This is a genomic window from Virgibacillus litoralis, assembly GCF_017873675.1.
GTDB lineage: Bacteria > Bacillota > Bacilli > Bacillales > Amphibacillaceae > Lentibacillus > Lentibacillus litoralis.
The window spans coordinates 15,824-30,644 of sequence record NZ_JAGGKK010000007.1 but is presented as its reverse complement, the minus strand read 5'-3'; the positions used below and the strand labels follow the sequence as shown (position 1 = coordinate 30,644).

At 37.0% G+C, this 14,821-nt stretch carries 16 protein-coding genes; 7 read left to right on the top strand and 9 right to left on the bottom strand.

All coding sequences use genetic code 11. The features are described 5' to 3' along the window. The first annotated feature begins 89 nt into the window (after nt 1-89). The 5 genes from J2Z82_RS07670 to J2Z82_RS07655 all read left to right on the top strand — a co-directional run bounded on the left by J2Z82_RS07670 (nt 90) and on the right by J2Z82_RS07655 (nt 3,606). Nucleotides 90-884: a hypothetical protein gene (locus J2Z82_RS07670; protein ID WP_209480202.1), complete on the top strand. Its 795-nt coding sequence runs from the start codon at nt 90-92 to the stop codon at nt 882-884. A 4-nt stretch (nt 885-888) separates the two neighbouring features. Then, entirely contained in the window at nt 889-1,365 is a 477-nt protein-coding gene (locus J2Z82_RS07665; protein ID WP_209480201.1) for a Z-ring associated ZapG family protein, read from the top strand. 24 nt (nt 1,366-1,389) lie between these two features. Beyond that, entirely contained in the window at nt 1,390-1,836 is a 447-nt protein-coding gene (locus J2Z82_RS19575) for a CBO0543 family protein (RefSeq protein WP_280922980.1), read from the top strand. Between the two features lie 66 nt (nt 1,837-1,902). Then, nucleotides 1,903-2,883 carry a DUF3231 family protein gene (locus J2Z82_RS07660; RefSeq protein ID WP_209480200.1) on the top strand — a complete coding sequence of 327 codons (981 nt, stop codon included), beginning with the start codon at nt 1,903-1,905 and terminating at the stop codon, nt 2,881-2,883. A gap of 27 nt (nt 2,884-2,910) precedes the next feature. Continuing rightward, nucleotides 2,911-3,606 (top strand): YetF domain-containing protein, encoded by a 696-nt coding sequence (locus tag J2Z82_RS07655; protein ID WP_209480199.1) that lies wholly within the window; start codon nt 2,911-2,913, stop codon nt 3,604-3,606. A 49-nt stretch (nt 3,607-3,655) separates the two neighbouring features. On the opposite strand, the gene J2Z82_RS07650 is transcribed toward J2Z82_RS07655, so the two are convergent. Together J2Z82_RS07650 and J2Z82_RS07645 are read right to left on the bottom strand one after the other, a co-directional pair. Beyond that, nucleotides 3,656-3,874 carry a hypothetical protein gene (locus tag J2Z82_RS07650; protein WP_209480198.1) on the bottom strand — a complete coding sequence of 73 codons (219 nt, stop codon included), beginning with the start codon at nt 3,872-3,874 and terminating at the stop codon, nt 3,656-3,658. Between the two features lie 144 nt (nt 3,875-4,018). Continuing rightward, a complete protein-coding gene (locus J2Z82_RS07645) occupies nt 4,019-4,465 on the bottom strand; it encodes a YndM family protein (RefSeq protein ID WP_209480197.1) in 447 nt (148 codons plus the stop codon). Between the two features lie 238 nt (nt 4,466-4,703). Here J2Z82_RS07645 and J2Z82_RS07640 point away from each other — a divergent pair, with 238 nt between their 5' ends. Beyond that, complete coding sequence (locus J2Z82_RS07640; RefSeq protein WP_209480196.1) at nt 4,704-4,880, top strand: hypothetical protein; 177 nt, start codon at nt 4,704-4,706, stop codon at nt 4,878-4,880. A gap of 67 nt (nt 4,881-4,947) precedes the next feature. Here J2Z82_RS07640 and sdhB read toward each other — a convergent pair whose 3' ends face one another. The 7 genes from sdhB to J2Z82_RS07605 all read right to left on the bottom strand — a co-directional run bounded on the left by sdhB (nt 4,948) and on the right by J2Z82_RS07605 (nt 13,655). Next, complete coding sequence (gene sdhB, locus J2Z82_RS07635) at nt 4,948-5,694, bottom strand: succinate dehydrogenase iron-sulfur subunit (RefSeq protein WP_209480195.1); 747 nt, start codon at nt 5,692-5,694, stop codon at nt 4,948-4,950. Between the two features lie 153 nt (nt 5,695-5,847). Next, a complete protein-coding gene (locus tag J2Z82_RS07630; RefSeq protein WP_209480194.1) occupies nt 5,848-7,146 on the bottom strand; it encodes a M20 family metallo-hydrolase in 1,299 nt (432 codons plus the stop codon). A gap of 356 nt (nt 7,147-7,502) precedes the next feature. Further along, on the bottom strand, nt 7,503-9,095 hold the full coding sequence (locus J2Z82_RS07625) for a long-chain-fatty-acid--CoA ligase (protein ID WP_209480193.1): 1,593 nt from the start codon (nt 9,093-9,095) through the stop codon (nt 7,503-7,505). 421 nt (nt 9,096-9,516) lie between these two features. Beyond that, complete coding sequence (locus J2Z82_RS07620; RefSeq protein WP_209480192.1) at nt 9,517-10,602, bottom strand: GerAB/ArcD/ProY family transporter; 1,086 nt, start codon at nt 10,600-10,602, stop codon at nt 9,517-9,519. A 16-nt stretch (nt 10,603-10,618) separates the two neighbouring features. Beyond that, on the bottom strand, nt 10,619-10,834 hold the full coding sequence (locus tag J2Z82_RS07615; protein WP_209480191.1) for a hypothetical protein: 216 nt from the start codon (nt 10,832-10,834) through the stop codon (nt 10,619-10,621). A gap of 3 nt (nt 10,835-10,837) precedes the next feature. Then, nucleotides 10,838-12,106, bottom strand: a complete 1,269-nt coding sequence (locus tag J2Z82_RS07610) for a Ger(x)C family spore germination protein (RefSeq protein WP_209480190.1) — start codon at nt 12,104-12,106, stop codon at nt 10,838-10,840. Continuing rightward, complete coding sequence (locus J2Z82_RS07605; RefSeq protein ID WP_209480189.1) at nt 12,093-13,655, bottom strand: spore germination protein; 1,563 nt, start codon at nt 13,653-13,655, stop codon at nt 12,093-12,095. Before J2Z82_RS07605 ends, J2Z82_RS07610 begins: the two co-directional genes overlap by 14 nt. 153 nt (nt 13,656-13,808) lie before the next feature. On the opposite strand from J2Z82_RS07605, the gene J2Z82_RS07600 reads away from it, so the two are divergent. Next, the gene (locus J2Z82_RS07600) at nt 13,809-14,816 is read left to right on the top strand and encodes a DUF3231 family protein (protein WP_209480188.1); all 1,008 of its coding nucleotides are present in this window, start codon (nt 13,809-13,811) and stop codon (nt 14,814-14,816) included. Nucleotides 14,817-14,821 lie beyond the last annotated feature (5 nt).

Below are 14,821 nucleotides of genomic sequence, written 5' to 3'. Positions count from 1 at the left end.
ACGTTATTTTTATTCAGGCTAAAACAATAAATATTAACCTGACAAGTTGTAAACAATAACATTTAAGGTGGTAGAAATGAGGGGATATTTTGCAGAATTACCAAAACACAGATAGATCCAGACGATATAAAGCATATGTAAGCCCATTGGGTACCACTCAAATCCATTTAAGAAACCCATATGTGATTGCTTGGTGGTCTGCGGCAATTCCCGGCTTTGGACACCTGCTTCTCTCGAAATATTTAAGAGGTTTTCTGTTATTTATATGGGAAATTGTTATTAATGTTAATTCGAAATTAAATCTATCTATGGTATATACCTTTGGAGGACAATTTGATATGGCAAAAGAGGTTTTGGAACCCAGATGGATACTTTTATATATACCTGTCTACATTTATGCTATATGGGATAGTTATCGGACATCGGTTGATTTAAATAAAGCTTACATACTTGCTGATCATGAAAATGCAAGCTTCATAAATTTTCAAATCACATCCATGGAGATTAACTATTTGGATAAACGAAAACCCTGGATGGCTGTTATGTGGTCTTTTTTCATGCCTGGAGCTGGTCAGATATACATCCACCGAATTGTTGTAGCTTTTTTCCTTGTATCCTGGACGACCATCATTGTTTATTTTTCACATGTTCTTGAAAGTGTACATCTATTGGTTTCAGGAGACTTTTATTATGCTAAGGCGATATTGAATCCTCAATGGTTAATGTTCTTACCCTCTGTTTATTTTTTCTCTATCTATGATGCCTACGTAAATACCGTGGAGAATAATAAATTATTTGATAGTGAACAGAGAACTTTCCTAAAAAAGAAATACCAAAATAAACAATTTAATTTACCCTTAAACCTTATTAAAAGGAGCAAGTGAAGAAATGTATATAATGGCCACTTTTGATCATTCAGCCTATTTGGAGTTAGTACTTTCTTATTTGGAAAAAGAGAATATTCCCAAGGAAAATATTTTGGCAGTTCCCATCGACAGCAGAAAGGAAAAAATGAAATTGTTTGATACACTTCATAGGTCGGACGGGGTAAGCTTATTCGATATGGCAAGTGCCTTTGCAACTGCTTTTGCTGTGATTGGGGCAAGCGTTGGATTCCATTTGAAATTGGGACCGATTATATGGGGAATTATTGGGGCGGTAGTAGGGTTTGTTTTAGGCTTTGTAATTAAACTTTTCATTCAGAAGCTGAAACAAAGTCACCAATTAAAGAAGAAAAACAAATCAACTGAACTTGTTCTCATCATTCACTGTAAAAAAAGTCAAGTGGAAATGATTGAAAAATTACTTTGGGAACACTTAGCTTTTGGTGTCGCAATCCTGGATAACAATTTTCAAAGCCAATAATGAAAACAAAGGGGATGTGAAATAATGATATTTTTACTTGTGTCTGTGGCAGTCTTTAACCTAGCAGCAATATTAATACCAAAAAATATTTCATGGATAGAAATCTATGGCACAATTTTAATTTCTATTGTTCTTCATCTTCTCATAGATACTTTCCTTGATCTTAAATATGACCTGTATGGCTATTTTGATAAAGGGGTCGATTTTAAAACTTTGATTTTTACCTTTGGTATTTATCCTGCAGTAAATATAATAATTGTAAATTTATACCCTTTAGTCCACGGAATCCTCTCTAAATCATTATATATTCTTATTCTAACTATATTTGCTTTATCATATGAAGTTGCACTTTTGAATGTAAATATTTTTTATCACAATGAATGGCGACTTTGGTATTCTGCCATAGTATATCCCTTCCTATTAATCCTTCTGTTTCTTAACAGAAAACTTCTTAAACGACTATTGAATTAGCATATTCGAATAATATGTAGATGAGCGGGGAAAATAATCATAATGACTATATAGGAGGGTATATTTTTGGAAAATACAAATGCCTTAACACCTGGGGAAATCACCAATCTTTGGAACTCCTATCTAAGTAATTCAATGGCTGTGGGGGTGACAAGTTACTTTATAGGAACTGCAAAGGACCCAGAAATAGTCGAGTGGCTTGAAAAAGCCCTTGACCTTACTTCCTTTCAAGTACGTGAAGCGAAGAGTTTATTAAATCAGTCCGGCCATCCTCTACCTCAAGGTTTTTCAAGTGAGGATCTTAATTTTAAGGCACCTGCACTATATAATGACAACATTATATTGTTTGTGAAATATATTTTGTCAGAAGATGCTGGTCCAGTTTATACGATTGCTTTGTCAGAGTCAACAAACTCTGATGTACGAAATTATTATCTAACTGTTGTAACTAAATTAGTAAACTTAACTAATCAGCTTGTTATGCTAATGGAGAAAAAAGGGCTATTCGAGCCAAAAATACACCTGCCTATCCCTGGTAGTGTCGAAAAAGTACAAAAACAGTCCTTTGCAGGTAATTGGCTTACTGGGCGACGGCCACTCAACGCGGCAGAAATTACTCAGTTAAAGTCTAACTTTATCAATTTGGAACTGATACATGAATTTTTTAGAAGTTTTATTCAAATATGTTCATCCAACAAACTGCGAGAGCATTTTAAACGGGGTCAGGAGATCACAGAGAAACACATGGACATTTTTCAATCATTATTGACTGCGGACGAACTGCCAAACCTTCCTACGTGGGAAAGTGAAATCACCGATAGTACAGTTTCTCCTTTTTCAGAACGTTTAATGCTATATAAAATTTCGGTATTTGTATCATCAACCGTCTCCCGGTATGGTACAGCACTAGGAACAATTATGAGAAAAGATATTGGTGTCGAATTTTCACGTCTATTAGCAGAAATATCATTATATGGCGAAGACACACTTAATTTGATGATTGAATTTGGCTTCTTAGATCAATTACCACTGGCTAAAAGCAAATAATATTTAATTTGAGAGTAGGTAAACAAGATGGGCGTACCTGAATTACTAGTTCGAATTATATTAGCATTTTTTGTACTATTTATCTTAGCAAGGATTATGGGTAGAAAAGAAATCAGTCAAATGACATTTTTTAATTTTGTATCTGCAATTGCAATTGGTACCATTGCCGGAAGTCTTGTTACAAGTCAGAATTTAAGTATACGGAACGGTATTTTAGCTCTAGTTGGATGGACTTTATTCACCCTTGTTATGGGCTTTATTGATATTAAATCAAAAGGTGCACGAAAAGTGACTACCGGAAATCCTGTGATAGTTATTAAAGATGGTAAAATTATGGAAAATTCACTTCGTAAAACCCGATTAGATATTGAAGCACTTAAGGCATTGCTGAGACAAAAAAATATATTTTCTATGTCTGATGTTTCCTATGCTATTTTCGAAACAAGCGGGAAACTATCTGTCATGAAAAAAGAAATTAATCAACCTGCAACAAAAGGTGATATGAATGTTTTAAGCACAACACCAGACACGTATCCGATAGCAACGGAAGTAATATCTGACGGTATCATAAACACTAAAAACTTAGCCAAATTAAACCTTGACAGGGATTGGGTAGAAGGCCAAATTAAAAATGCTGACGTAAATTATCCCTCACAAATCTTTTATGCAGAGGTTCAGCCAGATGGCACCCTTTATATTGATAAGAAGGACGATCATATCTAACTAAAAACTAATTTATGTAATAGGCCCTAGTCACCGGGCCTAAAGTGAATTAGTACATTGTATTATAATTATTTGGTATTGCGTTGTACTGTTGTGCCATATTTTCTTCCATTTGCATATATAATTTGTCAACCATTTCAGCATAATAAAAATGTTTTTGATAAAAGTACATATGCTTCTTTGGATCTACATATTCGTATTTTTTTGCTAACAAAAAGTATAAATTTGCATTTGTAAGGGCCTCATTAAGTTTCGGATCAATTTGCACTAGATATTCCTCCTATTTTTTGAAATCAGTATAGGATATTCATCTATCAGCACTTGGTTCATGTGGTTTGCCTATAGATCCTTATTAAAAATTGGGAACGAAACTGTAATGTCCATTATCCTTCTATTTGAAGTGAAGTATAATTTATTTTTCACTATCTTCACTTTTAATCGTATGTTCATTCGTCTCCTCGGAAAACTCGGTTTGTAATTGATTTAGTGATCGTGAATCCTCGCGTTCATCTCCATCAGCAAAACGTTCTTGTATAAATCCGTGAATAAAAGGTTCGCAACAAGTGATGAAGAAGGCTACCATTATAGAAATAGTTATAATGGGAATACCTTCCGCTAGAAACAAATTGCCCAGGATCCATAATGACAGAAATGCTAGCGGAAAATCTGCAAAGGATGCCGTAACATTGCCGAATTTTCGAAGGATAAATAAATCTCCTATTAAATAAGATATCCCTGTAACCAGCAGACTTATCCAAAACAGATTATACAGGGTGGCATCATAGAAAATCCCGAATATCGAGAATACTGTAATAGAAATAGCGACAAATTTAAGTCCTAACGCTTTTAAATGATCCATAGAATAAAAATCATCCTTTCCTAATTTGTATTTATTAGTTATTAGTGTTTGTCAAATCATCCAAAATATCACGATTTTCATGAAAAGCTTATATTCATCTTATCCTCGTTATTCTGATTAGAAACAAAAGTTTAGGATTAATTTAATTGAAATGGATAAAATAAGGTTTGCGGTGGAATTATACTTCGAGCAACAGGAAGTAATTTTTTACACTAAGTCTAAAAATAGGAGGTTAGTTATGGATAACAGAGACAGAAATCGCAATAACCGCAACAACGATAACGACCGTAACCAGAACGCTGACAATGTTGAATTCGCTAATGAAAACGAGTTTGTTGATGATTTAGATAACAACAATAACAATAATAACGACAACAATAATAACAATAGAAATAACCGCAACAATCGAAACTAAATTAAAGGTACTAAAAAACCTGTATCACTCTTGATACAGGTTTTCCTCTGTTCATCCTTTATTCCATTCAATCTGCACCGAAGAAGCTTTTGAATGACTGAATTGTAGCTTCCCTGTTGACTGCGCCAATTGAAGTGGTTATAGGAATACCCTTAGGACATACTTGAACACAATTCTGGGAGTTTCCACAGCCTTGTAGTCCGCCATCATCCATGAAACTTTCAACTCGTTCATCTTTATTCATTTCTCCGGTAGGATGGGCATTTTTAAGCCGAACTTGAGGAAAAACAAATGGTCCCATAAATTCATTCTTATCATTCACATTCGGGCATGCCTCTAAACAAACACCACACGTAAAACATTTCGATAGCTCATAGGCCATTACACGCTTATTTTCACTCATCCTTGGACCCGGACCGATATCATATGTACCATCAATGGGTATCCATGCTTTTACTCTTTTAAGTGAATCAAACATGTCTTCTCTATCGATGATCAAATCCCTAACAACCGGAAATGTTCTCATCGGTTTTATCCGTATAGGATGTTCTATTTTATCGACCAAGGTTGAGCATGCTTGACGAGGAACATCATTTATGAGCATTGAACATATACCACAAACTTCTTCCAGACAACTCATTTCCCACTGTACTGGAATCGTGTTTTCCCCGTCTTTATTAACTGGATTTTGCCGAATATACATTAAGGCAGAAATTATATTCATATTAGGGCTATATGGCACCGTAAATTCTTCATTATACGGCTTTGAATCTGGATCTTCTTGTCTCTCAATAATTACATGAATGTTTTCCATATCGAAGCTCCTTTTAAGTTAAATCAACAATTCTAGTCTTTACATATTGTAATCAAAAAACTTTATTTTAAACTATTTCTTTAATTTTTAGATTCAATATGAATAAAGACCTAAATGTCAATTGGAGCTTTTTATTATAAGTCTATAGGCCACTTATTGGAGGTTTTCTATAAAGTTTTTCAATACATGAACGGTTTGTACGCAATCGTTTAAATCAGACCACTCTGCTGGGTTGTGGCTTATACCATCTTTGCTTTGTATAAACAGCATTGCAACGGGAAGTTTGTCTCCAATAATCATTGCGTCATGCCCTGCGCCACTTGGTAATTTATATGGCTCAATTCCTTGTTCATGGAATGATTGTTCAAGAATGTTCTGTGTTTGTTCCTCGATTGGAACTGGTTCTACACGCAACTTCTCTTCATGCTCGACAGTAATTTGATGTTTTTGGGAAAATTCTTTTGATAAAGATAATACTTCATCTACTAATTGATCCCTTGTTTCCAGAAAGATATCCCGGATATCAACATATAAAACTACTTTTCCGGGAATCACGTTCACGCCATTTGGTTCAACTAATTGCTTTCCAACCGTTGCAACTGCTGAATCACTTATTTGACCTGGAAGCTTATTGACTTCAAATATAAACTCACTTGCTGCTACCAATGCATCTTTCCGGTCGTTCATAGGTGTATTGCCTGCATGTCCTGCTTCTCCTGTAAACGTTAATTCCAGCCAGCACGGACCTGCAATACCTGTGACAATTCCACAGGGTAATTCCCTGTTTTCAAGCCTCTTCCCTTGCTCAATATGCACTTCAACGAACATTTCAATATCATCTAAATTGCGATTAGCCTTAGAATACCCTTCAATAGTTAATTCAACATTGTTAAGTACTTCTTCAAAGCTTAGTCCATCTTTATCAACAAGTTTTAATTTTTTCTCCAGGTGACTATTTCCGATTAATGCTTCACTACCGTTTAGCCCACCATTAAAACGTGACCCTTCTTCATCCGAAAAAATGACTACTTCAAAAGGTTTTTCAGGCTTAAAACCAGTTTTATTCCAAGCTTCAACCACTTCCAATGCCGATAATACCCCAAGCGGTCCATCAAAATGGCCTCCATTTGGCACGCTATCAAGATGTGAACCACTTAGAATCGCCGGGAGTCCGTTATTTCTTCCATCAAGTCGTCCAAATATATTCCCGGCCCCATCTTCTCGTACATCCAGTCCTGCTTCCTGCATCCATCTTGAGACCAATTCTTTTGCCTGTTTCTCTTCCATTGAGAAACCTGGCCGGTCTGAACCATTATCGTCTGTTAGACCAATTTGAGATAATTCATTTAATCGAAAGGCAAGCCGTTCTCCTAGAACACCATCATAATTATGTTCATCGTTATACTCTTCCAGCAGTTTTTCATTTAACGAGAAATAGTTATTTGTATCCATTGTCTCAGCTCCTTTTAAAATGTTAAAAATTTGGCTTATCACCAAGCCTTAGTTGCGCTTATGCAGTAAGAAAAAATTATTTTCTCTTACCTGCAAAAATAAGCATGGAATAGTATCCATGCTCATTAATATGCGAAAGTCAGCATTTAATCCTGTATATTTTTCTCTACTTTACCATCTTTAAGGACAACCTGCACTGTTTCATTATCACTAATGCAGAACGAAAGTAGTTATACTTTGAAAACTGCTAAAAATTAAAAATGCTAAGCATGTATTAATGCATGGATTTTCCAATATTTCTCCATCACACTTGTAAACCATGAAGCCTCAGGAATATCTCTCTTCCCTTACACCTTCTAATTCACCTTCTTCGACCCTTCCCAGTACATTTCCCTTAAGCGATATTTCTGCAATTTTCCTGTAGCTGTTTTCGGCAATGCTTCCACGAATTCAACTGCTTTCGGTGCTTTAAAATGAGCCATATTAGACCTGCAATAGTCTATAATTTCCCCTTCCGTTACATTCGTATTTGGATACAACACTACAATAGCTTTAGGGACCTCGCCCCATTTCTCATCAGGTATTGAGATAACTGCAGTCTCCATAACAGCCGGATTTTTATACAATACACCTTCTACCTCCGTGGAAGAAATATTTTCACCACCGGAGATAATCAGATCCTTGGCACGGTCCCGAATCTCGATAAACCCATCCGAATGGGTGACCGCTAGATCCCCTGTATAAAACCACCCATCCTTAATTGCAGCAGCAGTTTTTTCCTCATCCTTATAATAGCCTTCCATCACGACGTTTCCACGTGTAATAATTTCTCCTAATTCTTTCCCATCCCAAGCAACTTCTGCGTCATCTGAATTGACCACCTTGGTTTCTCCATTAAATGCCAATTCAATCCCCTGTCTCGCCTTAATTGTCGCTTGTTCATCAGCGGATTTTGAATCAAATTCTCTTTTCCATTCACAATATAATATAAAAGGTGAAGTTTCGGTCAAACCATAAACATGGATCATATTTAACCCTAATATATCTTGTGCTTTGTTAATAAGAGCCGCAGCTGGGGGCGCGCCAGCTGTCGCCATACGCGGGTGCGTCTTAACGTTTGTTTCCTTTGCTTTTGGTTCATTTACCAGCATGTTCACAACAGTAGGGGCACCACATAACAATGAGATATTTTCACTTTCAAATAAATCGAGAATATGAGGCGGATCGACCTTCCTCAAACAAACATGGGTACCACCAGCTGCCGTAATCGCCCATACGCCTCCCCAGCCATTTGCATGAAACATCGGTAATGTATGAAGATAAACATCATCGTGATTAACACCAAGATGGTACATGAAATTAGCTGCATTGATGTAATTACCTCGATGAGTCAACATCACACCTTTAGGTTTCGAAGTCGTTCCACTCGTATAATTTAACGTTAGAAGCTGATTTTCATCAATTTCAACAAATGGAGGTTCAGCATTCTTTGAAACATGTTGAAGAAATGCCTCATAATCCACGCCTTTTATAGTCGTTTCATGGCCTGGAACCGAAACAATGACAATCTGTTCCAACGAAAGCTGATCTTGAATTTCCTCAATCGGACCACAAAACTCCTCATCAACAATTAACATTTTCGCATCACTGTGATTGATAATATATTTCAAGTCCTCAGCAGTTAAACGATAATTCAAAGGAACCATTGCAGCGCCAAGCTGACAGATACCATAAAAGCTCTCAAGCATATAGTGCGTGTTGGGCAGCATTACTGCAACATGATCCCCTTCTCGTATGCCTGTTTCATGTAAGGCCACTGAAAGCTTGTCTGTACGCTCCCCAAATTCCTTGTAAGTAAACTGCTTATCCCCGTCGATGACCGCAGTTTTTTCCGAATAATATTTCACCGCTCTCCGTTTCCAATCAAGTGGGGTTAATGCAGAAAACATAATAACCAGCTCCTTTATAATTTATATATAGTTACTCAAATCTACTATTGATGATATACTAGGCTATTATATGCTGTAATGTTTACTTAGAAGATTTGATGGAAATCCTAATTACTTCAGTAATCACGATTAAAACAGTTATGTTTATATTCTACTTCTACCTGCTACCATTTCACTTCTATCTACCACCTAAATATTCCTTCTTTTTCCACATTAAATAGCTTCAACGATTTATAACTCTGATGAGTGACATTTTTACTGGAATTGAATAGAAATCGTGTTCTCATAACTTAGAGGTGAACGATTTTAATAGGCATAAAAAAACGCATTGATTTAATTAATATCAATGCATTTTCGTGTTGCTTTTAAGTGATTGTTTTCAAAAAATTTGATATAAAAACAGGAAATGACAGAAGCACCCTTACCCTTTTTTCCGTTTCTTGTATCCCCAAATGAATAGAGCCAATGGGAGAATTGCACCCATCAGTATATTTATAGGAACATATGACTCAAACAGGAATTCATTTAGTTCTGCATAATTCTTGGCGAATAGAATGGCACCTATTCCAATCAGCCAGGCTAGTGGGATGACTAAAGGTTGATATGTATTTAATTTAAGAGCTTGAGCCAAACCTAAACTTAATCCGTAATAAAATAGAGCTATTCGAATCATAAGGCCAATCGTCCAAAAAAGAACCGCAATAACATCAAATCGATTGATAACCTCTCCTGCTTCAATGTAGCGAACTTCTGAAAAGGTGGGGAATGCCATTTTTGCAGCCTCATCGGCACCAAATAAAGCAATTGGCCCAGTAATTGGACCAAGGAAAAAAATTAACGTAACAACTGCTACTCCCACCCCAGTTTTCACCAGTTTTTTCGGTCGTTGAACATAGGGAAGGATCATGCCCAAAATGACAAATTCACCAAACCATCCCATTACCGACAACGACCCTATTGTAACAGGCATAAAACCATCCCCCATAATTGGCAGCAAATTGGTATAATCCTTCTTCTCCCCCATCGTCATAAAGACCACCGCAATCGCGATGATTACGAGTATTGGTAACATAATCTGATTCAGTCGTCCCATAGTTTCTAATCCCAAATACACAATAAAAGACGTTAAAAGAAGTATAACTGTCACAAAGGCCCACATTGGTGTTTCATCCATAATTAATTTATAGGCTTCTACAAACAACCTTGTTCCTAAAATAACCATGATATAAAAATAAATCAGATATAGCACACCAATGATTTTCCCAATCCACGAGAAATGTTTAAATAAAATTTCAATTAACGTAAGACCCGGGAAGCTTTGGGACAGTTTCACTAATGAAATAATGCCAACCAACCCTAAAATGGTGCCTGCAATAGCTGCAATCCAACCATCCTGACGACTTTGGTGGATAACCACTGTTAGTAATATCAAATGTCCAATGATCGTTAAGGATGTGATAGCTAACATTGCTGCCTGAATATTACTAATTCTGCCTTTTTCAATCATGGCTGGTACCTCCGTTTCATTTCTCCAGTGGACTCAACATATTTAATAATTTGGAAATCGAAGGGTCTGAAAGATTATAAATCACTAAAATCCCCGCAACAATACTGAGACCGACTATCCCAAATTGGACGAATAACGTTTTATAATCCTTCTTTTTCCATACAAAATAGATATGTGTTCCTGTCGTGATGGCAATCAATACGATGAGGAGTAAACTAAATAAAATATTCATACGCTACCTCGATTCATTCGCCTTACTTGGATTTTTAAAAACTCCAAACCGTGTAATATTTGCTGAAACGTTTACATCAATCTCCATCTCTTTTAGCAGGCCATTCCTCCAATTAGGGGCTAGTTGATCCCACTTGTCAGGTGACTTTCTTGAAAAAGCCTTACCGAATCCAAAAATATCTGTTTGCCATTGATTTTTTGCTTTTCTTAATACGCTAAATGCTTCCTGTTTAACTAAATACTCTAATTGTTGATTTAAACGATCGATTTGACGAGTAGTCATTTTTATATCAGAACAAGTTACTTGACCGATGTCGGCATCCACCTGAATATTCACGTTCATCTTTGGTTTTCTGCCAGATAGTTGAGGGGACATTTGCGATTTTGAACCGGTTATATTCAAGCTGACTGTTCCTTTATTTTTCCCACCACATTTCAGGCTAACAATTTCATGTTGGAGTTCTCCTTTTATCCATAATAGTCCGCGAGTATCCGGTTCATCGAGAAAACCTCTTAAGTGCCCATTTTTAAACACCGCTGTACCATTCAAACTTAATACTTTTGGTATATCCTGTTGGTTTTCTCCTTTGTTATCTGACCGTTGACTCTTTGTTTTTTTCTCATCTTCTTGAACATCAATTCCTTGCTGTTTTGCAGGACTAATGACTCCTGTAGTAGCGTCTATCGTATTGCTGGATAGGGCTTCTCTAAATTGACTAATATCTTCAACCATACCTACAGGAGCAAACTTACTCAAAAGTGCTGAGTTTGTTATTTCCAAACCAAGTGTCGCATTCAACTGTGGGGGGGATTTTACCACGTCGGATGCGGATCCCTTCGTTACAAGTAACAGGACATTAGGCCGAAAATCACTTTGTCTTTTAAAATAGTCTAAGGAGGATAACATCCTTTCACGTGCTGCCCGTTCACCAAATACAATCGCATCAACATGTCCAAAGTATGGTGTTTCCGAAATAGCAGTCGATAAGTTACCCATTGCCTCAAATACGGTCTTACCTGTTGCTGTTTCAATCAGAAATTGGCCTTTTCCTTCACCAGAAATAGCAGTTTCTGCAAAAAGTGTATGGGGTTTTACAATTACAGTAGTGACCTCAACTTCACCAGCTTCATTTTCATCAATGGCCATAAGATTGACAACTGCAAGGTTATTGATTTCATCGGCACTCCAACACCCTGTAAGTGATAGAACGACAATAAATGCTCCCATTATATAGATTGATCTCATCCATTTGAAAGACTTACTTTTTCTCATCCTGATCCTCCTTACTAGCTTTTGGAGGCCGAGCACGATTACCTTTACCTGCGCGATCTATGTTTTCGACTCCAATCCCCGGTGTACGGGTATCCATGGCCCACCAGGGTGCTCGAATGAATACGTCTTTCCACCCTTCTTTTCTCGCAGGAGAAACCGGGGAGAAGTAAGGGACACCAAAGGACCGTAAACTCACTAAATGGGTTAAACCAAACATCAGACCGACGATAGTACCCATAAAACCAAAGAATCCTGTCAATAAAAGTAACGGAATGCCACAAAAGCGTATCACCTGGTGAAATTCGTAATTCGGTAAAATAAACGAAGTCAAGGCTGTCACTGAAATAACAATCGCCATCAACGGTCCAATAATTCCTGCCTGTACAGCTGACTGGCCGATTAACACCAGCCCTAAAATCGTAACCACTCCGCCACCAAACACTTTGGGCATACGTAATCCGGCTTCTCGAATGAATTCAAATGTCAGCAGCATAAAAAGTCCTTCAATGAGTACTGGATACGGCAACGCCTCACGATTAGCCGCAATCTGAATTAGTAAAGGAGTCTGCAGTAAGTCTTGATGAAACATCGTTACTCCAACATAAAATGATGGAAGAATTAAGGTGACGAAAAGTCCCACAAAGCGTACCCAACGAATGATGGTTGAAGCTAACGAACTGTCATAGTAATCCTCACCCGAATGAAGAAATTCGACAAACATAGAAGGAGCGGTCAAAGCGAAAGGTGAACCGTCTGTAATAATACCAACTTTCCCATCTAACAGCCCGCCACAGACACGATCAGGACGCTCAGTGCTATATATAGTAGGAAAAGGTGATTTTGGTGAATCTTTAATCATCGATTCTATATAGTGGCTGTCTAAAACCCCATCAATATCGATACGGGATAACCTTTGGTGTACCTCATTTACAATGCCGTCATCAGCTACTCCTTTGATATAAACAATACTAACTTGAGTATTTGTCTGTTGACCTAGTGTTAAATGTTCTACTTTTAAAGAAGGCGTCTGCAGTTTTCTGCGAATTAACCGCAAATTTGTATGAATATCTTCAACGAATCCTTCTTTCGGTCCCTTAACCGTTGACTCAGTAGTCGGCTCCGTAACTTCCCTACCTGTTGAATTTGTGCTATGGAATGAAAAGATGTGATCCAACTCATCAACTATAAGTATTGTATGGCCAGAAAGAATCTTCCTAACAACAGACTGTAGTTCACTTAATTCATTTACTGTTCCCAATGGAAATTGTTGTCGAATATGTGATGTAAAACCTCTGTTAGCATCAGTAGAATAATGAGACAGGCCTCGGTCAATTTCGTACAGTACCTGATTGTTGACCATTTCTGACAAATAGACAAAACATACAGATTTATTATCTATCTGGGTGGGTTGGAAGATAATATCATCACACGATTCAAATATCTCTTTTAAGATAGAGACATTCTTTTCCAGGGACGATGAAATAGGAGCGGAAGAGGTTTCAGAGGTCATTTCTCCGTTTTTCTTCTTTCCAGTAAAAGATTTACTCATGTGCCGCACCTCCTTTGAAGATAGTTTTTCATATAGGTGGATATTTATTCTCGGTAATTGAAATTGCAGATAGAATTAGAAAATGAATATTTCATATATTAACGTCAAATAATACAAGGAAAGTACAATACCGCTATATGGAGGATTGAAATCATGAAAACTGAACAAAACATAAGACTGACTTCAGCAGAGCTTTCACAACTTTGGACTTCATATCAAAATGATAGTGCTTCCATATGTATGATAATGTATTTCTTGAGGACTGTTGAAGACCCCGAGATTCGCCCAATCTTAGAACACGCTTTACAATTATCCCAATCACATATCCAGAAACTAACGGCCATTTACACCGATGAAAATTATCCACTGCCAAAAGGGTTTTCGGTAGATCAAGATTCAAATTTAAACGCCCCACGATTATATTCTGATAATTACATGCTACAGTTCATGAGTCAGATGGGCCAAATATCACTTAATGGATACAGTGTCGCTAAGTCTTTAGCTGTAAGATCAGATATTGACGAGTTTTATGCACAATGCGCAGCAGAAGCGAATCAACTGGACACAATGACAAAAAATCTTTTGTTGTCGAAAGGACTTTATGTACGTTCTCCTTATATTCCTTATCCTGAAAAGGTTGATGTTGTCAAAAAGCCAAGCTTTCTAACCGGTTGGTTTGGCGAAAGAAGACCATTACTATCATTGGAGATGACCAATCTTTATGCTAATTTCCAACGTAATGCTTTAGGAATAGCAACTTTAATAGGGTTCAGTCAAGTCGCTAAATCAAAAAAAATTTCACAATTCTTTGTACGCGGTAAGGATATTACTGCAAAACACAACGAAGTTTTCAGTTCCATATTACGTGAAGATGACCTTACTGTTCCGATGTCTTCAGATACATATGTAACGGAATCCAAGGTCGCTCCATTTTCCGACAGCCTGATGTTGTTCAGCGTTACTGGATTAATCGCATTAGGCATTGGCTATTATGGAACAAGTATATCCACATGTTTAAGGCGCGATTTAACAGCACATTATGACCGTTTCATACATGAAGTCCTGAAATATTCAGAAGACGGCGCAAACATTCTTATTGATAACGGTTGGATGGAAGAACCTCCCCGTGCTAGTGATCGTGATGAACTGTCGAATACCTAAAATTA